The sequence below is a fragment of the Pirellula sp. SH-Sr6A genome, from assembly GCF_001610875.1.
GTDB lineage: Bacteria > Planctomycetota > Planctomycetia > Pirellulales > Pirellulaceae > JBKCUI01.
Genome location: NZ_CP011272.1, coordinates 2,636,044 through 2,656,745 on the forward strand (window position 1 = coordinate 2,636,044; position 20,702 = coordinate 2,656,745).

General features: G+C 53.3%; 15 protein-coding genes and 1 tRNA gene. 8 read left to right on the forward strand and 8 right to left on the reverse strand.

All coding sequences use genetic code 11. The features are described 5' to 3' along the window. Positions 1-45 precede the first annotated feature (45 nt). The gene (locus VN12_RS10375; RefSeq protein ID WP_146676742.1) at positions 46-1,383 is read left to right on the forward strand and encodes an RHS repeat domain-containing protein; all 1,338 of its coding nucleotides are present in this window, start codon (positions 46-48) and stop codon (positions 1,381-1,383) included. 2 nt (positions 1,384-1,385) lie between these two features. Then, positions 1,386-1,901, forward strand: coding sequence for a hypothetical protein (locus VN12_RS10380; RefSeq protein ID WP_146676736.1), 516 nt, complete (start codon positions 1,386-1,388; stop codon positions 1,899-1,901). Between the two features lie 442 nt (positions 1,902-2,343). On the opposite strand, the gene VN12_RS10385 is transcribed toward VN12_RS10380, so the two are convergent. Both VN12_RS10385 and VN12_RS10390 read right to left on the reverse strand, forming a co-directional pair. Then, positions 2,344-3,183, reverse strand: a complete 840-nt coding sequence (locus VN12_RS10385; protein WP_146676737.1) for a DDE-type integrase/transposase/recombinase — start codon at positions 3,181-3,183, stop codon at positions 2,344-2,346. Between the two features lie 370 nt (positions 3,184-3,553). After that, positions 3,554-5,083 carry a transposase gene (locus VN12_RS10390; RefSeq protein ID WP_168164323.1) on the reverse strand — a complete coding sequence of 510 codons (1,530 nt, stop codon included), beginning with the start codon at positions 5,081-5,083 and terminating at the stop codon, positions 3,554-3,556. Positions 5,084-5,297: 214 nt separating this feature from the next. Here VN12_RS10390 and VN12_RS10395 point away from each other — a divergent pair, with 214 nt between their 5' ends. The 4 genes from VN12_RS10395 (at position 5,298) to VN12_RS10410 (ending at position 10,555) form a co-directional block, all read left to right on the forward strand. Next, the gene (locus VN12_RS10395) at positions 5,298-7,385 is read left to right on the forward strand and encodes a hypothetical protein (protein ID WP_146676739.1); all 2,088 of its coding nucleotides are present in this window, start codon (positions 5,298-5,300) and stop codon (positions 7,383-7,385) included. Between the two features lie 240 nt (positions 7,386-7,625). Next, the gene (locus VN12_RS10400; protein ID WP_146676740.1) at positions 7,626-8,642 is read left to right on the forward strand and encodes a tyrosine-type recombinase/integrase; all 1,017 of its coding nucleotides are present in this window, start codon (positions 7,626-7,628) and stop codon (positions 8,640-8,642) included. 57 nt (positions 8,643-8,699) lie between these two features. Next, the gene (locus VN12_RS10405; protein WP_146676742.1) at positions 8,700-10,037 is read left to right on the forward strand and encodes an RHS repeat domain-containing protein; all 1,338 of its coding nucleotides are present in this window, start codon (positions 8,700-8,702) and stop codon (positions 10,035-10,037) included. A gap of 2 nt (positions 10,038-10,039) precedes the next feature. Then, positions 10,040-10,555, forward strand: coding sequence for a hypothetical protein (locus VN12_RS10410; protein WP_146676736.1), 516 nt, complete (start codon positions 10,040-10,042; stop codon positions 10,553-10,555). Between the two features lie 442 nt (positions 10,556-10,997). Here VN12_RS10410 and VN12_RS10415 read toward each other — a convergent pair whose 3' ends face one another. Beyond that, positions 10,998-12,314 carry a DDE-type integrase/transposase/recombinase gene (locus tag VN12_RS10415; protein ID WP_146676743.1) on the reverse strand — a complete coding sequence of 439 codons (1,317 nt, stop codon included), beginning with the start codon at positions 12,312-12,314 and terminating at the stop codon, positions 10,998-11,000. A gap of 55 nt (positions 12,315-12,369) precedes the next feature. On the opposite strand from VN12_RS10415, the gene VN12_RS10420 reads away from it, so the two are divergent. After that, positions 12,370-13,425, forward strand: coding sequence for an Rpn family recombination-promoting nuclease/putative transposase (locus tag VN12_RS10420; protein ID WP_146676744.1), 1,056 nt, complete (start codon positions 12,370-12,372; stop codon positions 13,423-13,425). Between the two features lie 579 nt (positions 13,426-14,004). On the opposite strand, the gene VN12_RS10425 is transcribed toward VN12_RS10420, so the two are convergent. The 3 genes from VN12_RS10425 to VN12_RS10435 form a co-directional block, all read right to left on the reverse strand. Continuing rightward, a complete protein-coding gene (locus VN12_RS10425; RefSeq protein ID WP_168164325.1) occupies positions 14,005-15,114 on the reverse strand; it encodes an integrase core domain-containing protein in 1,110 nt (369 codons plus the stop codon). Between the two features lie 579 nt (positions 15,115-15,693). Beyond that, positions 15,694-15,972 (reverse strand): hypothetical protein, encoded by a 279-nt coding sequence (locus VN12_RS25790; protein ID WP_168164326.1) that lies wholly within the window; start codon positions 15,970-15,972, stop codon positions 15,694-15,696. 1,239 nt (positions 15,973-17,211) lie between these two features. Next, positions 17,212-17,285 (reverse strand) — tRNA-Arg (locus VN12_RS10435). Between the two features lie 127 nt (positions 17,286-17,412). On the opposite strand from VN12_RS10435, the gene thiE reads away from it, so the two are divergent. After that, positions 17,413-18,510 carry a thiamine phosphate synthase gene (gene thiE, locus VN12_RS10440; RefSeq protein ID WP_146676747.1) on the forward strand — a complete coding sequence of 366 codons (1,098 nt, stop codon included), beginning with the start codon at positions 17,413-17,415 and terminating at the stop codon, positions 18,508-18,510. On the opposite strand, the gene VN12_RS10445 is transcribed toward thiE, so the two are convergent. After that, positions 18,507-19,322, reverse strand: coding sequence for a sugar phosphate isomerase/epimerase family protein (locus VN12_RS10445; RefSeq protein ID WP_146676748.1), 816 nt, complete (start codon positions 19,320-19,322; stop codon positions 18,507-18,509). The two genes, thiE and VN12_RS10445, sit on opposite strands and share 4 nt — an antisense overlap. A gap of 63 nt (positions 19,323-19,385) precedes the next feature. Next, the gene (locus VN12_RS10450) at positions 19,386-20,537 is read right to left on the reverse strand and encodes a M20/M25/M40 family metallo-hydrolase (RefSeq protein ID WP_146676749.1); all 1,152 of its coding nucleotides are present in this window, start codon (positions 20,535-20,537) and stop codon (positions 19,386-19,388) included. Positions 20,538-20,702: the final 165 nt, after the last annotated feature.

Below are 20,702 nucleotides of genomic sequence, written 5' to 3' on the forward strand. Positions count from 1 at the left end.
GCTAGGTGCTCAGCTGCTTCCTTCAAGTAAACCAAGGCCAAGGTGGTGGAGGCAGCGGAAGCTGGAGTCGAAGAACAGGTCGATCGCCCACCGAGGCGACCTGTTTTCGGACGCAAGCTGCAGAGGCTTCCTCGTCGCCCGCTCTGCTGGATTCGTCTCGTGATCACTCGAGTCGTTATGTCGGTGAAAATCCTCGATTCGAAAACGCTGCAAGCGGCGCTGGGATTGGTTACAATAGTCGCTATGCACCCCCAAAACGCCATGCTTCAAACATCTCCTGAGCTCCGCTCCGCGCGCCCCCGCACGGGAGAGCCAACTGCAACCTTCGGTTGCACCGAAGCGACTATCCCTTCTTCGCAGTGCTTCCATGTGCATTCCATCAACGCCAGCGTTGGTCCGTCCCCTGCCGAAGCCACCACTGCCACTTGGCACTACCACCGCAACCAGCAGTACTCCATCACGGCAATAACCACTTCTTCGGGCTCCGTAGCCGAACGCTACGCCTACACAGCCTACGGCCAGCCAACCATCCTCGATGGTTCAGGCTCGGTCCTCTCGAGTTCCGCGATTAATAATCGCTACACCTACACGGGACGTGAATGGGATCAGTCGCTTGGGCTGTATCACTTTAGGGCGAGGTGGATGAGTGGACTGGCAGGAAGGTTTATGGGGAGGGACCCGATCGGGTACTTTGGGAGCCCGTTCGGCCTATACCGACAATTTCAAGGGTATGCGTTAGTAGTTTTAGACCCTCACGGAAGTGAAGTAATTACGGCGGGAGCTGTTGGCGTTGGTGGCGTCATCGTAGCCGGCGGAACATCCACAACAACGGTTATAGTTTCCGGAGGAACATCAACACTTGTGGGAGGTACAACTATAGGAGGTAGCGTCGGTACAGGTTCGGGAATAATCGGAATCGTTTCTTCCGGTGGAGCAGCGGCAACGGGCGGTGGAACTGCAGCTGCCGTGGGAGGAAGTACTGCTGCTGGAGGAGGAACGGTCCTCATTAGTGGAGGGCTCGCCACAACAGTTGGTGTTGCCGTTCTGCCCGGTGGCATTCTCGGATACGGCATCTATGCCACCCCTGTTATCGGTACTCAAAACTGGCTAGAACCTGGATTGACGCAGGTTGCTTACTACTTCTTCCCATCGAACCATCCGCCTGTACAGACATCGACACAACCTAAGCCATTTCCAGTTCCTGTTCCAGTTCCAAAACCCAGGCCGAAATGTGACGACGAAAGGGAACTATGTGAGTTCACTGGAAAATGGGCGCCGATGGATTTTTGTGAATACAGATGCAGCGACGGTTATGTTTTTACTGTTTACCCACATGTGCACCAGGAGTTTGCATGTGACGCTTACGCACCACGACCTAATTAATCATGATTGAATTCGACGCAATTGGTATTTCACTCGGACAAGGTGAATTCATAGAGCGATTGATGTATTCCAGCGTCAATGGAGTTCTTGTTTGTATTCTTGCTCGTAAAGGGGATAGGAGAAAACGGTGCTTTGTACGGTCGATAGAGAAAACATTATATGCTGAAGCGAGTCTGCCCTTTGAAGCGGTAGCGTTTGCATTGTGCAGTTCAAAAATTGTTGCAATCAACCAAGTTGAGTCACTGGTAAATGGCAAGCAACTTTTATGTTCTTTCGAGCCCAATGGCCGTATGGAAAAGACTGTTGGAGAGGTTACGCTAGGCTTCACTTCACCGAACACGCGTCGAGTATGGGTATCACAGTTTGTTGAGTCAGATTCATCACGACTGACCTGTCGATTTGCTCGCGAATTAATTCTCGAGTCTGGGGATGTTACAGTTCAATATGCGGTCGGTGAACTCAATATCGATACTGGTTCAATCGACTTGATAAAAGATCTCGCAACTCCATTTGCCTAATTACAAGTAAATATTCGTCATACAATGATGCTCACCGCCCTTCGGCGCTGCAGAACATTTTGGAAAAAAGCGTTCGAGAACTCGGCGCTATTAGGCGAGTTGATGGTGCGGCGAGAGTTTCTCTGAAGCCCTTCGGCGCTGCAGAACATTCTGGAAAAAAGCGCTTCGGCGCTGCAGAACATTCTGGAAAAAAGCGTTCGAGAACTCGGCGCTATTAGTCGAGTTGATGGTGCGGCGAGAGTTTCTCTGAGGCCCAACTCGTGCAATCGATGAGCTTGGACTCACTTCGGTTAAAACGGGTGATCTGTTGGTGGCTTTCTCCAGCGTTGTGTACTGCTTCTCACTCGATTTTCTGGATTGCGACGGTCTTTTAGACATCCATCGAGCTTGCTGCTCGCTTGGTGACACTCTTTTCTTGGTACAAGACGCAGGTGCCTAAGGCTTAGCTCGTGTTGTTTTGGAGTGATACAAGTGCTGGTTCGCTGGTTTTTGCTTTGCATAAATCACAGCTGAGAGCGCGATTGTGCGCTAACCTCGCAGTTCTCGCTGTTGCTCGCTTCTCTTTAAGGTCCACCGGAACTTTCGCTCCGGTGCCAAAGTACATCTCGTCGGGTGTCTGCCCTTGAAAGGCAAAATGGGGAACAACCGAATTGTGCTGCTCGACGTAAAAAGCAACAAACTTGCGAACCGAATTCGCACTATCAAGTTCGTTCAAGTACAACCACTGGTGCTTCAGCTGACGCCACCAGGCTTCGATCATACTGTTCGATTCCACAATATCGACCTGCGCAAGAATACGTTGGATGGTGCCATCAGAAACAAGCTCATTTACCGAGCCATTCACGTTTTCAACGCCAGAGTCCATGACAGCAGAGGGTACTGTGTTTTCGGGGAGTGCCTTGGCTGCTTCCTTGAGGAGTTCCGCTGTCGTACTTGTTTCAAAGGTGTCATTCAATCTCCATGCGAGAATGCGGCGCGAAAAGTTGTCGAGAATTGCGTGAAGGTACAAGCGGCTGCCATCGAGCAATCGAACGATGGTCGTGTCGACATGCCAATACTCATTTGGCTTCGTAGCTCGTAATCCGATTCGAGGTTTCGGTGGGTAGATGCGTTTGCGAGACCGGATCCAATTTCCACTTTGAATCGCTCGGTACCAAGTCGAAGTACAAGCGTAGACCTTTCCCAAGCGCGCGGCCAACCGAGCGATTGATCCGACGCTGAGATGACGATAGTCTTCAGACTGCACCATCGATCGCATTTCGGAGCGTTCCGTCGCAGTCATTTGCCCCGGCAAAGATCTGGGACAAGACGAGACATCATCGAGTCCACCAATAAGAACTAAACCAACTCATTAAACGGATCCGCCGATGCGGTGGCACGGGGATCGCCGAAGTTGGTTTTCCCTGCATTTTCTCTATGGTTTTTTTGTGGGGGTAATTCCCTGCGAGTCTATTGATCAAGGGGCCGCAAGATGGTGGCCAGAGAGTCGCTTGCGAGCAAGAAGATGCACCGAGTGCTTCTTTTGGTCCATTTCAGGTCATGTAACGACGGACCTTCAGGCAACTCGCTTTGATTCGCACGCAACAGAGATGCGATTAGGTGAGGTAGCGAGCAGCTCGAACGTGATGGTTTCTGAACGAGAGCATTCATCATTAGATTTCCGGTAATGGAAGATTCACCGAGACGTAACAGCAGGTTGCCCCGAAGCGAAGGGATGCTTCGTTGGTTTGCAGATTCTCTCCATCACACAGGTCATCGCTGCAACACTGTACAACCGTCCATGCTAAGAGCTCCTTTACAGCTAGTGCCCGCTTCCAGTTGCCAAGCAACCCTTGCTTCGGAGCAAAGCTCTCAAGTCGTGCTTTCGATCGGATCAATTGATCGAGTGTGGTGGGTGCCTTCGAGTATTGTTCGATCGCATGCTCTACCCGGTGGATGAACTCCCAAGTCTCCATGCGATCGCGATACCCTTCCAATCGCATCCCCGGCGTACCGCACCGCAAGCACTTGGGCCGATTATCGATCTTCGGAAGCTCAAGCTCTTGAAGTCTCGCGGATGGGGGAAGCGACGCATGTCGCTTCCCTAGGGAATCAGCATTGTGCTTGGCCAAGAGCAAGCGGACTCTTTGAAGCGTCTCCTTGCGCCCTTTCCCTTGAAAGAGACCTGCATAGCGCACGCGATGCACGTTGCTCGGAACGATGTGGAGCAAGAACCGGCGAACGAACTCTTCTCCCTCCATGGTCTCCTCGACCGATTTGTTGGTTCGGTAATCCCATTGCCGAATGGTAACGTGCGTCCCGTTGTCTTCGGCGATCCGGCCATTGGAGATCGCTGCCCCTTGGATATAGTCCGAAAGATAACGGGCGCAGCCCAACTGCGTTTGCAGTTCATCCGGAGTGATTTGCGCATCGGCTTTCCAGTTCTTTTGCGCTAGAGGCTCAAGCCACCGATGGAACGAGTCTCGGTCTTGAACCCCTTCGAATTCCATCTCTTGGGGAATGTCGAGTTTTCCTTGATCGAAGAGGATTTTCAATCCCCGTAAGAACTTCTTTTGAAAGAGGGCTGCTAAGACTTCTTCTTGGATGCCTGGTGCATCCGGAGGGATCGGGATCCAGCAGGGTTTGGTACTCGCATCCCCAGTGGAGAGCGAGACGCCACCGGAGGTCATCATGGCGTGGATATGCACATGGGTCAGCATGCGCTGCCCCCAAGTGTGCAACGTGAGAATAATCCCCGGCTTGCAGCCGAATTCTCGTTGAGCGATCTCGAGCAACGTCTTTTGCGATCTTCGAAAGAAGAGCTGATACACAGCGCTCGGATTGGCTCGGATCAGAGGATTGAGCTCATGCGGGACGGTAAAGACCGTGTGGTAGTAGGTGGTGGGGAGATTCCACGCGATAATCTGCTGTAGCCACGCTTTGCGCTTGAGCCAACCGCAGTTGGGACAGTGCCGATCATGGCACTGGCTGTAGAGAATGCGCCCTTGCTGGCATGTCTCGCATCCATAGTAGGTGGAACCGAAACTCCCACGACGGCAGTCGAGGAGTTTATCCAGCACACGGCGTTCATGGAACGGAACATGATGACTGAAGCGAAAGGATTTGGAGTAGCGTAGCAGGACCGATTGCACGGTATGCGAACTAGCCGTATGGATTCGCACCGTAGGCAACAGATCCTGCATAGGTTGGATCGAACAGTGCATGGATAGCTGTAGGGTAGTTCGACCGCTTTCTTAGCTTGCGATGTTTCTTGGAGAATTTCCGAGTTCGCCCCCTTGTGGACCAAGCAGAGCCGCCGCATTCCTTAAAAGGAATCGCGCGGCGATGCGGGGTTGGAAGTGCTCGGGCACTCTCCCCTCTTTTGAAACGAGCTCTCAGAATCGGTGTGGATGAATCATGTTGCTCTCAACGAAAACGAATGCGAATCCGTTTCCACTGCTGGCTGCATTCGAAGCGGATCCGTGGAAAGCGACCGCCGAACATTACGCACGCTGTGTGACGGACAAGATTCTGGCCATGGCCTCCTATGGCTTGGAACTCGAGGAAGAAGCTTTGCGCACCCTGGGGATCGGGTTTTCCGATCGGAGTCTGGGGAACCAGTTGCCCTCGAATCAGACGGCAGCGGGTCGAAGGATCCGAGAGCGACTCATCCAGATGGGTCTTTACAAGGAGAATGGCCGCGAGGCGCTACGTGGTTACATTACCATCCCCCTGGTGGACGAAGAGCATCGCATCACAGGCTTCGAAGGCTATCGGCTGAGCAACAGCGGAGCCGTCATTGACAAGCTCCGCGTGGGAACCGGCACAAGACTTCAGGATTCAGGCGTCAGGCTTCAGGAAGACTCCATCCCAACCCGAAACGTCAGCGAGGGACAGGCTGCTGACACGCTGGCAACGGAGACACTGGCACCCAAGATTCCTTCACAGCCGGGCAGCCCTTCACAAGAAGAGGATCCCTCGCTCACGCAACGGGTTGCGATGCAGCCTGCTACTCCAGCCTCCGAAATCTCCGTCGACGCTAGCAGCGTGACTATCACTCGCGAGGATCGCAGCTACAAGATCCGTGGCCTCGAGAAGAACATGTCTTCCCTGAGCCTGCGCGTCTCGATCGCCGTCTCCCGACTCGAACGGATGCATCTCGATACGGTCGATCTCATGCGCTCTAGCGCTCGGCAAGCCTTCGTGAAAGCTGCCGCTTTAGAACTCTTCTGCGAAGAGGAGACGATCAAGGTCGATCTAGGAAGAATCCTCCTTCAACTGGAAGATTTACGGAACCTTCAAATCGAAGCCGCCAAACGCATCGGTCCTGCCATTCCGGCTATGACCGAAGCCCAGCAGGAAGAAGCCATGCAGTTGCTGCGTTCTCCCAATCTGATCGAACGGATTGTGCACGATCTCGATGCGTGTGGCATGGTCGGAGAAGCATCCAATAAGCTCGTAGGCTACCTGGCTGCCGTCAGTCGCAAGCTACCCACCCCGTTGGCTCTCCTGATCCGATCCTCCAGCGCGGCCGGGAAGACAACGCTCATGGAAACCATCTTGGCCATGGTCCCACCGGAAGAAGTCTTGCGATTGAGCAACCTCACTTGCCAATCGCTCTATTACCTCGATAGCGATCAGCTTCGCCATAAGACCTTAGCCATTAGCGAAGACCAAGGTCTTTCCGAATCTGCGTATGCCTTAAAACTCCTTCAAAGCGAAGGGAAGCTGACCCATGCCACGGTAGTCCGTGGCAACGATGGCCGGAGCGTTACCCAATTGCACAGCGTAGAAGGCCCCATTCAGCTCATGATCACCTCGACGGCTCGGGATGTGGACGAAGAGTTAGCCAATCGCTGCTTGATCCTTACCGTTGATGAATCGATCGAACAGACCAAGGCCATTCAAGCGCGCCAGCGTCTGCTGCAGACGCGCGAGGGATTGCAACGGCAGTCGCAAGTGGCAGCCATCCGAACCCTGCATCACCATGCGCAGCGTTTGCTCCGACCCTTGCAGGTCTTGAACCCCTTGGTCGACTCTTTGGAGTTCGTTTGCGATCGACTGCGCAACCGCCGCGATCATGCCAAGTACTTGAGTCTCATTCAAGCGATCGCCTTGCTACACCAGCACCAGAGAGTCATCCACACCGAAGAGGATGGAACCGAGTGGATCGAAGTCCAAGAGTCCGATATCGCGCTCGCCGATCGGCTAATGGACAAGCTCTTGAAGCAGTCGCTTAGTGAGTTAGCACCGCAGACTGAGCAGTGCCTCCACTTGGTGCAAGAGTTTGTGGCGAAAGGCTGCCGGGCCGCGGCAGCGGCTAGCCCGGCCGAGCAAGCTATTCTTCGGCAACGGTTCCGATTTACCCGTCGCTCGTTTCGCGAATCGGTCGGTTGGAGCGACAACCAAGTGCGCACCCACTTGGACCGACTGGTCCAGCTCGAGCATTTGATTGTCCATCGCGGCAAGCAGGGGGCAACCTACGTCTACCAGTTGGCCGATTAGTTGGCGGGCTAACTGCCGATTAACTGCTTACGACGTCTCACTTCGTGCCCCCCTTGTGGGGGCTTCGTGCCCCCTCTTCAAACGGCCTGGAGCAAGCAATCGCTTGCTAGAAGGCCACTTCTTTGTGCTTGTGCCCCCGGAGAGCAAGCCCTGCTTCCTCGCGCCCCCCCACTTATGCATACCTCGGTTTCGTTTTGTGTTCTTGATTCGGCTCTCCTTCAGAAAAGGTCTTAAAGAAACATGTCACCCCCTTCGTTGTCAGCCCTCATGGAAGCGTATTTCGTTGATCTGCGAGTAGTGAATTGGACGGAAGCGACCTTGGAGAGGAGAAAAAACTCGCTGGGTCGCTTCGTCCGTTGGCTCACCGAGCGTGAGATCCATACTCTTTCGGAAATCACACCAGAGATTCTCGCAGCGTATCAAAGGAGCTTGCTCCATATCGGGAACTTGCGGACACGCAAACCCCTGCAAGCCTCAACGCGGGCTTCCTATGTCCATGCCGTGTCCCATTGGCTGCAGTGGGCTTGTTTGGGCAAGCATATCCCCTTCAATCCAGCGGCAGGGATCGAGCTTCCTAAAGCCGAATATCGACTCCCGGCGAGTTTTTTAAGCCAGAGCGAGGTCGAGCATGTCATCAACCAACCCGACGTGAGCACGAAGATTGGGATTCGGGATCGCAGTGTCTTGGAGATTCTCTATAGCAGTGCTATTCGAAGAAGCGAGCTTCTCAAGCTGGAGATTCAGGATATTGATCGCGCCAGGCGATTGCTTCATATCCGGCAGGGGAAAGGACACAAGGATCGCTTTGTACCGATCGGAGTGCGCGCCTTGGATTGGTTGACCAAGTACCTCCAAGACGTAAGGCCCTGGCTCTTGAGCGGCGGGGGCTGCAAACGGAATTGGATGCATCCGAGGAAATTCTCAGTTTCCTTGAGCGAGCAAGAGACGCAGGTGGTGATCCTATGCCACAACGGAGGGGCGATGCACCCGGTGAATCTCTCGGCCATGGTTCGGCAGTATGTTCGGCAAGCGGGGATAACGAAGAAGGGCGCATGCCACATGTTTCGTCACACAGCAGCAACGCTGATGATGGAGAATGGAGCCGATCTGCGATCGATCCAAACGCTCTTGGGTCATGCCAGCTTGAATACCACGCAAATCTATGCCCACGTCACGCTAGATCGCTTGAGAGCGGTCCACGACGCGATGCATCCGGCCAAGCCGGACCAAGCGAACGCGCCTAGTCGGGCTGACTAGTTGCACAAGCTGGCTAGGTGCTCAGCTGCTTCCTTCAAGTAAACCAAGGCCAAGGTGGTGGAGGCAGCGGAAGCTGGAGTCGAAGAACAGGTCGATCGCCCACCGAGGCGACCTGTTTTCGGACGCAAGCTGCAGAGGCTTCCTCGTCGCCCGCTCTGCTGGATTCGTCTCGTGATCACTCGAGTCGTTATGTCGGTGAAAATCCTCGATTCGAAAACGCTGCAAGCGGCGCTGGGATTGGTTACAATAGTCGCTATGCACCCCCAAAACGCCATGCTTCAAACATCTCCTGAGCTCCGCTCCGCGCGCCCCCGCACGGGAGAGCCAACTGCAACCTTCGGTTGCACCGAAGCGACTATCCCTTCTTCGCAGTGCTTCCATGTGCATTCCATCAACGCCAGCGTTGGTCCGTCCCCTGCCGAAGCCACCACTGCCACTTGGCACTACCACCGCAACCAGCAGTACTCCATCACGGCAATAACCACTTCTTCGGGCTCCGTAGCCGAACGCTACGCCTACACAGCCTACGGCCAGCCAACCATCCTCGATGGTTCAGGCTCGGTCCTCTCGAGTTCCGCGATTAATAATCGCTACACCTACACGGGACGTGAATGGGATCAGTCGCTTGGGCTGTATCACTTTAGGGCGAGGTGGATGAGTGGACTGGCAGGAAGGTTTATGGGGAGGGACCCGATCGGGTACTTTGGGAGCCCGTTCGGCCTATACCGACAATTTCAAGGGTATGCGTTAGTAGTTTTAGACCCTCACGGAAGTGAAGTAATTACGGCGGGAGCTGTTGGCGTTGGTGGCGTCATCGTAGCCGGCGGAACATCCACAACAACGGTTATAGTTTCCGGAGGAACATCAACACTTGTGGGAGGTACAACTATAGGAGGTAGCGTCGGTACAGGTTCGGGAATAATCGGAATCGTTTCTTCCGGTGGAGCAGCGGCAACGGGCGGTGGAACTGCAGCTGCCGTGGGAGGAAGTACTGCTGCTGGAGGAGGAACGGTCCTCATTAGTGGAGGGCTCGCCACAACAGTTGGTGTTGCCGTTCTGCCCGGTGGCATTCTCGGATACGGCATCTATGCCACCCCTGTTATCGGTACTCAAAACTGGCTAGAACCTGGATTGACGCAGGTTGCTTACTACTTCTTCCCATCGAACCATCCGCCTGTACAGACATCGACACAACCTAAGCCATTTCCAGTTCCTGTTCCAGTTCCAAAACCCAGGCCGAAATGTGACGACGAAAGGGAACTATGTGAGTTCACTGGAAAATGGGCGCCGATGGATTTTTGTGAATACAGATGCAGCGACGGTTATGTTTTTACTGTTTACCCACATGTGCACCAGGAGTTTGCATGTGACGCTTACGCACCACGACCTAATTAATCATGATTGAATTCGACGCAATTGGTATTTCACTCGGACAAGGTGAATTCATAGAGCGATTGATGTATTCCAGCGTCAATGGAGTTCTTGTTTGTATTCTTGCTCGTAAAGGGGATAGGAGAAAACGGTGCTTTGTACGGTCGATAGAGAAAACATTATATGCTGAAGCGAGTCTGCCCTTTGAAGCGGTAGCGTTTGCATTGTGCAGTTCAAAAATTGTTGCAATCAACCAAGTTGAGTCACTGGTAAATGGCAAGCAACTTTTATGTTCTTTCGAGCCCAATGGCCGTATGGAAAAGACTGTTGGAGAGGTTACGCTAGGCTTCACTTCACCGAACACGCGTCGAGTATGGGTATCACAGTTTGTTGAGTCAGATTCATCACGACTGACCTGTCGATTTGCTCGCGAATTAATTCTCGAGTCTGGGGATGTTACAGTTCAATATGCGGTCGGTGAACTCAATATCGATACTGGTTCAATCGACTTGATAAAAGATCTCGCAACTCCATTTGCCTAATTACAAGTAAATATTCGTCATACAATGATGCTCACCGCCCTTCGGCGCTGCAGAACATTTTGGAAAAAAGCGTTCGAGAACTCGGCGCTATTAGGCGAGTTGATGGTGCGGCGAGAGTTTCTCTGAAGCCCTTCGGCGCTGCAGAACATTCTGGAAAAAAGCGCTTCGGCGCTGCAGAACATTCTGGAAAAAAGCGTTCGAGAACTCGGCGCTATTAGTCGAGTTGATGGTGCGGCGAGAGTTTCTCTGAGGCCCAACTCGTGCAATCGATGAGCTTGGACTCACTTCGGTTAAAACGGGTGATCTGTTGGTGGCTTTCTCCAGCGTTGTGTACTGCTTCTCACTCGATTTTCTGGATTGCGACGGTCTTTTAGACATCCATCGAGCTTGCTGCTCGCTTGGTGACACTCTTTTCTTGGTACAAGACGCAGGTGCCTAAGGCTTAGCTCGTGTTGTTTTGGAGTGATACAAGTGCTGGTTCGCTGGTTTTTGCTTTGCATAAATCACAGCTGAGAGCGCGATTGTGCGCTAACCTCGCAGTTCTCGCTGTTGCTCGCTTCTCTTTAAGGTCCACCGGAACTTTCGCTCCGGTGCCAAAGTACATCTCGTCGGGTGTCTGCCCTTGAAAGGCAAAATGGGGAACAACCGAATTGTGCTGCTCGACGTAAAAAGCAACAAACTTGCGAACCGAATTCGCACTATCAAGTTCGTTCAAGTACAACCACTGGTGCTTCAGCTGACGCCACCAGGCTTCGATCATACTGTTCGATTCCACAATATCGACCTGCGCAAGAATACGTTGGATGGTGCCATCAGAAACAAGCTCATTTACCGAGCCATTCACGTTTTCAACGCCAGAGTCCATGACAGCAGAGGGTACTGTGTTTTCGGGGAGTGCCTTGGCTGCTTCCTTGAGGAGTTCCGCTGTCGTACTTGTTTCAAAGGTGTCATTCAATCTCCATGCGAGAATGCGGCGCGAAAAGTTGTCGAGAATTGCGTGAAGGTACAAGCGGCTGCCATCGAGCAATCGAACGATGGTCGTGTCGACATGCCAATACTCATTTGGCTTCGTAGCTCGTAATCCGATTCGAGGTTTCGGTGGGTAGATGCGTTTGCGAGACCGGATCCAATTTCCACTTTGAATCGCTCGGTACCAAGTCGAAGTACAAGCGTAGACCTTTCCCAAGCGCGCGGCCAACCGAGCGATTGATCCGACGCTGAGATGACGATAGTCTTCAGACTGCACCATCGATCGCATTTCGGAGCGTTCCGTCGCAGTCATTTGCCCCGGCAAAGATCTGGGACAAGACGAGACATCATCGAGTCCACAATCTTGCGCGTTCCTCCAATCGTAGAAGCGTGAAGAAGAGAGTCCAATGCAGCCAAGCAATCTTGGCAATCGAACGAATCGGCTTGCACGCTCAATGACCCGGAGGAGTTTTTCTTTATCGCTTCCTTGAGGCAATCGTTGATAGGTAAGCGAAAAGCCCGATAGCCGAAACAAGACAACGCACAGTCGAAGTAAAGCTCGCAATCGTGCTGTGCGCCGCTCGAGAAGGTAGACCCTTCTTTCGAGGCTATCGGCGTAATCACTTTTTGCCGTCAGAGTCACGACCGGTCGAGGTCGAGCCTTAGTCCAGCCATGGATGGTAGATCGCGGCACACCGATTCGTTTCGCGGTCTCCGTTCTTCCAGATCGGAAGACCAATTCCCACAAACGGTGGTCATACGAGTTCTGCTGGCGTTTAGGTGCGATCAATGCAATGTCCCTCTAGATCTCGATACGGTCTTCACCTTGATGCTATATTGAGCGAATGAACGAGCCACCAAAAAAAGATGAGGACGAACGCTTCATGCCGGGGGATGACTCAAGCGAAGTCGTCCAAACGCCTTTCGATCGATTGCTGTCGCGGACATTGATGCAAAAGGAGTCCGCGCAGGAATTGGTGCGATCCCATCTTCCTCCCGAGTTTGTGGCGCATCTGAAGCCGGAGACGCTAGAGCAAGCCGACACCAGCTTCATCGACGCCAATCTAAAACGGCGATTTGCCGATCGCTTGTTCAAAGTAGAGATGATCGACGAAACGGCGCGAGAGCTGGGGATGGAAACTCTTCACGTTCATTTGCTTGTGCTGGTAGATCACAAGAGCGCACCAGACAAGCACACCGTTATCCAGATGCTTGGCTACATGGTCCGCATTTGGGAGCACAGCTTGGAAAACAGCTTACCGGTGATTCCCATCATTCCCTGGGTCATCTACAACGGCGTGCGGCCTTGGACGGTGGCCAAGAGCCTCTCCGAGCTCATTCCGATCCCGGATTCCTGGAAGCGTTACGTGCCGGGAATGGAGATTCCGATTCTCGATGTGAGTCGAATGAAGGATTCGGATATGGCCGGGGAGCCAATTTTGCATATCACGTTTACTCTGCTAAAATACGGGAGAGATGAAGAATTGGCGGCTATGCTGAGGCAGGTATTTCGAAGCGTCGCAGGTCAGTTCGAAGGCAACCGGGCATCGACGTTGCTCGACACGATAAGGAAGTATGTTATGTCCGTAAATCCGATCGTAGGCGAAAACGAAGTCCAAGGGATATTTGCAGAATTCTGGCCCGTAAAACCCGAGCCAGGCTCCGTCGCTGACCAATTGCTCACGAAAGGGCGTCAGGAGGGACGACAGGAGGGACGACAGGAGGGACGTCAGGAGGGACGACAGGAAGGGCGTCAGGAGGGCGAGATTAGATTGATCCGTACTCTCGAGTCCATCCTAGGTGTGGAGTCTGAGGCAACGGACCTTGCTGGTAAGAGCCTTGAGGAACTTCAAGAGATCACAGAGTCCCTCCAGGATCGCATCCACCGGCGTGGCGGCTGACATATTGAGCGGAAGAAGTTCGTTACGGCCTTGTCCATTCCAGAAATCGCTGTTTAACTGTGTGTGCGAGATTAAAAAACAGTGTCTGATTGTGAACCGAATTTGAAGAATGGGTTCGAACTCGTTCCGACCGATAGCAATATACCGAACGGGTCTCGAAACCACTTAAGTCCTTTCCATAAAACAACTTACAGCTCTTACAAAAAGAGAGTATTGTTACGAAGAGGGTTGCGCTCGGGGAGCTTTCGTCAAAGTTCTAACTTTGACGACCGAAAGACTTAGCGCCCGGCGTCGAGAGATCGACCGCCGGGCGTTTTTCGTTTCTACCCAGTCTTTCGCGGGTTTCCAACGCTTTTAGCGTTCCGCCGCGCCCTGTGCAAAAACTTGATTGCATTGCCAAAGGCGATTTTTCGGACGGAAAAGCTGTAGGATCGAGAATAGCTTGAATCAGATTTGAGATCGCACGTTGAACACTTCTTGACGCAGATGGCTGCGGTGCAGATGGATGTTCGCTTTGCGCGCAGCAGAAAGCTAAAACCTGAAATGAACGTATCAAAGAAGGTAGAACGATGATTTGAGCTACGCCGCTCTGCGGCTATAGCTCTTGAGCAGTCCACCGAGCCGTTCTTTGCAACGAATCTCAGAAATCGGAATTGAAACGGTTTCGGATTGCTTAGTTCTAGACTTCGATCTTTTCTTTGTTCTGGTACCGTTAATCACAAGCTCGTTCTCCAGTCCTTGGTGCGGCCGTTCTTCGTGATAGTAGTCTTTGAATTCTTGGCAAAGGAGGTCCATGTGTTTGTGGCCAAAGACGACAAAATGGTCGAGACATTCTTGCTTGAGCGTTTGAACGAATCGCTCGGCAAAGGCGACCATGTTCGGGGATCGGATCGGAGTTCGTTGGGTTCTGATCTTTTCCTTTTCAAAACCATCCATGAACAACTTGGAGTACTTTGCGTCGTTGTCGAGCATCAAGATCTTGCATTTCGGACCTCCCGTCTTTGTCGACTCGATAAACGTTGTCGCTTGCTGAACCATCCACTGCTCATCTGGATTGTAGGTCGACGGCGAAATGTAGACGCGACGTGTTTCGACGTTGATAAAGATCAAAACAAAGATGTCTCGAAGGCCACCCTTCGAAACGATCTTCTTCGAGAAGAAGTCGCATTGCCAAAGTGTTTTCGCATGGCGAGTGACGAACTCGTCCCAAGTGCCCGGTCCACGCTTAGGGCCTGACTCGAAGCCATTGCGTTTGAGGACATTTTTGACCGTGTTGCGCGTTACCGATTCGATCCCCAGTTTTTTGAGTTCACCGAGGATCCTGGTGTAGCCCCAGGAATTGTCTTTGGCCAGTTTAAGGATCAGTTTCTCGATATCCTTTGCAGTCCGGGGACGACCGCTTTTGCCTTTTCGGCGCGCCTTGGATTTTGCTGCTGCTTCGCGAATCCAGCGACGGATGGTCCCGGGGTGAACAATCGTGGCCAACTCATTGAGTGCCGAACCAAGATTTTTGGCAAAACGAATCAGGCGGTTCTTCTCGCGTTCAGTTAGACTAATTCGATCGGGAAGCCGACTGCGGAGGATTTGGTTCTCCGCCTTGAGGTAGTTGACCTGGCGGGCGAGTTCCCTGTCCGTTGACCCGGCAATGACGAGCAAGAGGGATGTGTAAACGTTGCGGAAGCTTGCCATAATGAAAAGCCGTGAATTCCCGAGAAGTACATTGGCGGAGCGCACTTTTTGCACCCCGGATGTGGGTCTAGGATAGTTCGGCGGCTGCATGTAACAACTGCTTCATGGCGGTGCAGCCGGTTGAGTACTGCGAACGCCGGATCGCAGCGATTGTTAATTGGTATGTCGCATGCGATCGAGACCGATGCGGGGCACCGTTGCAACCCAAAAGCCGTTAACAGCAGTTTTTGTAAGCACTTAAGTGCAAGTCGCGGAAAGTTGAAATGAATAAAAACGCGCGCAGCGAAAGTCCTGACTGTTAAGCAGATTTTCCGCAACGCGGCACACCTTTTACGACCGAGCGATCCGGTCTTGAACTCAAAAAGCTCTTTGTTTTGCCGCATTTTCCAAATCGACTTCTCCGAGAAGGTTCCTTATCAGGGGCGGTCCGGGGAGGTCCATAACAGCAGAGGGTACTGTGTTTTCGGGGAGTCCCTTCGCTGCTTCCTTGAGGAGTTCCGCTGTCGTGTCTGTTTCGAAAGTGTCGTTCAAGCGCCATGCGAGAATGCGGCGCGAGAAGTTATCGAGAATTGCGTGAAGCTACACGCGGCTGCCATCGAGCAATCGAACAATGGTTGTATCGACATGCCAATATTCGTTCGGCTTCGTAGCTCGTAATCCGACGCGCGGTTTCGTTGGGTAGATGCGTTTGCGAGACCGGATCCAATTTCCATTTTGAATCGCTCGGTACCAAGTCGAGGTACAAGCGTAGACCTTTCCCAGTCGCGAGGCCAACCGAGCGATTGATCCGACGCTGAGATGACGATAGTCTTCAGACTGCACCATCGATCGCATTTCGGAGCGTTCCGTCGCAGTCATTTGCCCTGGCAAAGATCTGGGACAAGACGAGACATCATCGAGTCCACATTCTTGCGCGTTCTTCCAATCGTAGTAGCGTGAAGAAGAGAGTCCAATGCAGGCAAGTAATCTCGGCAATCGAACGAAGAGGCTTGCATGGTCGATGACTCGGAGGAGTTTTTCTTTGTCGCTCCCCTGAGGCAAGCGTTGGTAGGTAAGCGAAAAACCCCATAGCCGAAACAAGACAACGCATAGTCGAAGTAAAGCTCTCAATCGTGCTGTGCGCCGCTCGAGAAGGTAGACCCGCCTTTCGAGGCTCTCGACGTAATCACCTTATGCCGTCAGGGTCACGACGGGTCGACGTCGAGCTTTGGTCCAGCCATGGATCGTAGATCGCGGCACACCGATTCGTCTCGCGGTCTCCGTTCTTTCAGATCGGAAAACCAATGTTCGCAGTCGGTGGTTACACGGGTTCTGTTGACTGAAAGCCATAAACAAACGGGCGAACTAGTGGTAGCAACGATACGTCAGTCAGGAGGCTTACAGCCAAGAAGAGGAAGGGGGCATACGGATTCCTAGCGATGCTCCTAGGCTACGATATTCATGCCCTTCAGGCAAAAGAAGTCGAGACGGATAACAGACTCATCGAATTCTTGAGCCCGTGGGGAGCGAATCCCGACAATCAACACTAATAAGGAATAGCAACACGATTGTCTTGGTTTTTGATTAGTGCGAATTAGTGGAGATTAGTGTTCCTCTTTGCTCGGCCTCTTTCTGACGATCCTCAGGGATCGAACCATACTTGAGCCTGTCGGTTCAGAGCAGGCGTTTTTGACGCATCGGCTGACGATGGACGCGACGTCAACGAAAACGATTGAAACAGGTAGACGTGCTGGCGTATCGTTCCGAATCGAGCTTGTGCTCATTCTCATCCAGCCATCCCTCGCAAAGAGCTTCGATCGAAGTCTCCGAGTGCTTGTAGTTGCTGAGGTCGATCAGCTTCCGCCACACGTCGAATGCTTTGGTTTCATCAGGGTCGAGACGGATCTGCTTCCCGTGTCGATCTTTGACGTACCAACAATTCAGTTTTGTGATCCAAAACGGCTTCTACATGTTGTGCATCTCCTGGCCGATAACTTAGCCATGGGATGGACAACTTAGGTCTCGCGCGGGGTGATTTCCGGTAGGGTTTGGTGCATTTTTGGTGCACAGTCCAATTTTGGGCTAGCGAAAAAGATGGTTTCACCAATGATTTTACAGTACCCCCGGCAAGGTTCGAACTTGCGACCTCAGCTTTAGGAAAGCCGCGCTCTATCCAACTGAGCTACGAGGGCGAACTGCTTGTCCGGTTCCTTTCCAGGCCCCAGATGAACAACTGCGAAAATCATGATAGCAGCATCCGACGGTTCCCAAAAGTCTCTTCTCGTTGCGAACATTTCGTAAGCCAAAAACTCCGGACCTATGACGTCTCACGATTGGAACCCTAACTCGGAATCTTGCTCGATCGGCGACTCGCTTTTCGGACATCGCATCGGTGACGCCAATCTCAATCGCGCCCAAGAAGCTCTCCGTACCCTCGAAGACCTGGCCCGCTTCCGCAACTTGCACCACCTCCAACATGCCTACAAAGAAACACGCCATCTCCTCCAATCCTCCACCCAATCTTGGAACGCCAACGCCCTACTGACGGCGCGCGATGCAACCGGCGATGTCGGTAGGACCTTCAAAACTCCCACCGAACTCCAAAGACCTAGCGCCTTCATCGATGTCGCTGCCGCTGCCGCCCAACGCTTGCAACAATCCCTCCGCGCGCTCGAAGAAGTCGCCAAAGTCCTCTACCCAAACTCGGCACCGTCGATCGAAGCAATCCGATACCGATCCTACGATCTGAATGCCTCGCTTCAACTCTCGCTCCAACGCGATCGGGAATTCCTCACCCGCGCAAAACTCTATGTTCTCGCCGATTGCACTCCTTCCTTAAAGGACTTTCAAACAAGAATCCAAGCGATCGCCCGAGCAGGAGCCGATCTCATCCAACTCCGCGAGAAAGAAAAGGACGCCGCGGAGATCTTGACCTACGCCCAAGCCGCAATCGATGCGATCGACCCGCACACCACTCGCTTGATCATGAACGATCGAGCCGACTTGGCTGCCCTCGCCAATACTTTCGGGCTCCATGTCGGGCAAACCGATCTACGATTGGACCAAGCCCGCAAGATTGTTTCCACAAGCGCCATCATTGGCCTATCCACCCATTCCCTCGAACAGGTCCAATTCGCGATCCAACAAGGTGCGGATTACATCGGATGCGGCCCGACCTTTCCGTCGACAACGAAACACTTCGATGCGTTTGCAGGCCTTCCCTTCCTCCGTGCCGCCGCACCACTCGTTGCCGATGCTCAACTGCCCGCCTTTGCTATAGGCGGGATTCGCGAAGAGAATTTGGATCAAGTCCTCGACACGGGGTTGCAGCGCGTCGTCGTCGGCAACGCGATTTGGAATGCCGCCGAACCCGATCGAATCACGGAACGATTCCGGTCTCGTTTGGATCGCGTTTAAGCCCTGGAGGCGGCGATCATGTTCCGCATACTTGACTCCAGAATGGTTTCCACCCCCGGCGAGTAATCGAACACTTCGACACTAACCCATCCTCGATAGTCGATGTCGCGGAGCGCGCGAAAGATCGGACGCTGATCCACATCCCCCATGCCGGGGCCAAGTCGGTTTGGGTCGTTGGCATGGAAGTGAATCATGAAATCGGCGTTGTCCCGAATGATCTTGTCGATCGGCTCTCCCTCACTGCTCATCGCTTTGACATCGAGGTGCAACTGGATGCGATCGCTACCCAACTGCGCGATCAACTCTCTCGCTTGCTTCGCATGATTGAGAAAATTGCCTTCCTGCGGACCGAGCGGTTCTATGGCGATTTGGACTCCATGTCGCTCCAGCGCCGGCAAGACCTTTTCCAACACCGACGCGGCATTCTCCATCGCTCGATCGTGCCCCATTTCGGGGGAGAAGTTGCGCTGTAGCGGCGATCCCAACACCATGATCTTTCCCTCCAAATCCGCACAAAGCGCGACGAGCTCGTCGAAGTACGCTGAGGTTCGCGCGCGAATATCCGAATCGTCGGTGGTCAGATGAAATCCCTCCGTCTTTGCCAACAGCCAATGCAGTCCGATGATCTCCAACCCAAACGACTTCGCCGCGCGGAGGTATTCCGAACGCTGCCGCGCGGTGATCCGATCGGCACGAGTACCAAGGGTAAAAGGTGCGACTTCGATGCCCGTATAGCCATGCTTCTTGGCCATCTCGAAGCCTTGTTCGATAGGCCAATCGCCGAACGTCTCATTGCAAATCGCAAACTTCATCGCTGTTCCTGTTGCTGGATGGGGAGGGGGTGAGGTGGGAGGTGAAAGGAAACGGAGGAGAAATCAAATCGAAGGCTTGGACTGCAGTGCGCAAAACGCCTTGGCATACGTTTCCACGCCAAGTTGCAATTGTTCCAAGCTGATCCATTCGTCGCTGCGATGCGCCTGCTGGATATCGCCCGGGCCACAGATCATCATGGCTTGCAATCGTTGCAAGACACCGGCGTCGGTCGCGTAGCAAACACTTTGCGAGGCGCGCCGACCTACCAACGAAAGCATCTGCTGAATCCAAGCCGCGTCGGGGGCAACGCTCCAGGGTTCGACGTCATCGCTTCGAACGAAATCCAGTTGATGACGCTCGCAAATCCCTTCGACTTGCGCAACGATCGACTCAACATCCACGCCTGGCATCAAACGAAGGAAATTGTTCAGCTGGGCAAGGGAGGTGGTAACGTTGACCGCTTCCGGTTCATTGGTGATCGTCATGTTCCACGAGAGGGTCGGTGGATCGAACATCGGGTTCTGGAATCGTGGGTCTCTCTCTGTTGCATGGCGCAATTGGAGCATGGGTTCGAGAGCGGGGATTAACGCATAGTTGGCATTCAACCCGTCCCGCGTGCTCGTATGGGCACTCTTTCCACGCGCCAAGACATGGAAGCGAAGCCCTCCTTTGTGGGCATGCACGACCTCCAGCTTTGTCGGTTCTCCCACAATGCCGATCGTGTGGGACTCGACCATTTCTTCGAACAGTTGAGAGCGTCGGTCGACGAGCCGGGCACCGTGCATTCCGACCTCTTCGTCGCTCGTGACCACGAAATAGAGGGGTGCGGCGTCGTCGGTAGGAACGATCGATGCGGCGACCAGCGCGCAGGCAAGGGAGCCTTTCATGTCGCACGCTCCCCTTCCGTAGAGCCGCCCGTCTTGAACCACCGGATCAAAGGGGCCACAGAAATCGAGCGACCAGTCGTCGGCAGGCACGACATCGGTGTGAGCGAGGTAAGCCACCCCGCCGGTCCCTTTCCCCCGTTTGGCCACCAAGCTGACTTTTGTTTTTCCCTCGCTATCTCGATACGAAAGCCACTCGACTTCGAATCCGATTCGGAACAGTTCGTCGGCGACCGCTTGGCTCACCTCCTCGTTGCTTTCGTGGCTTACGGAAGGAAAACGGACTAGTTTCGTCACCAAATCGATCGCGGATTCCCAAGCAACGTTCATAAACTCTCTCTGCGAACAGCGTCGGATCAGGCAAACATGGCTCCGATCCCGGTGGACGAATGACTCCGATTTTATCGTTTGGGATCTCTGCTGTCCCCTCCCATTCAATTACGGTATCTTAAAGCGCTATAGGCGTACCATTCCGACGGTTTTGAAGAGGTTTTG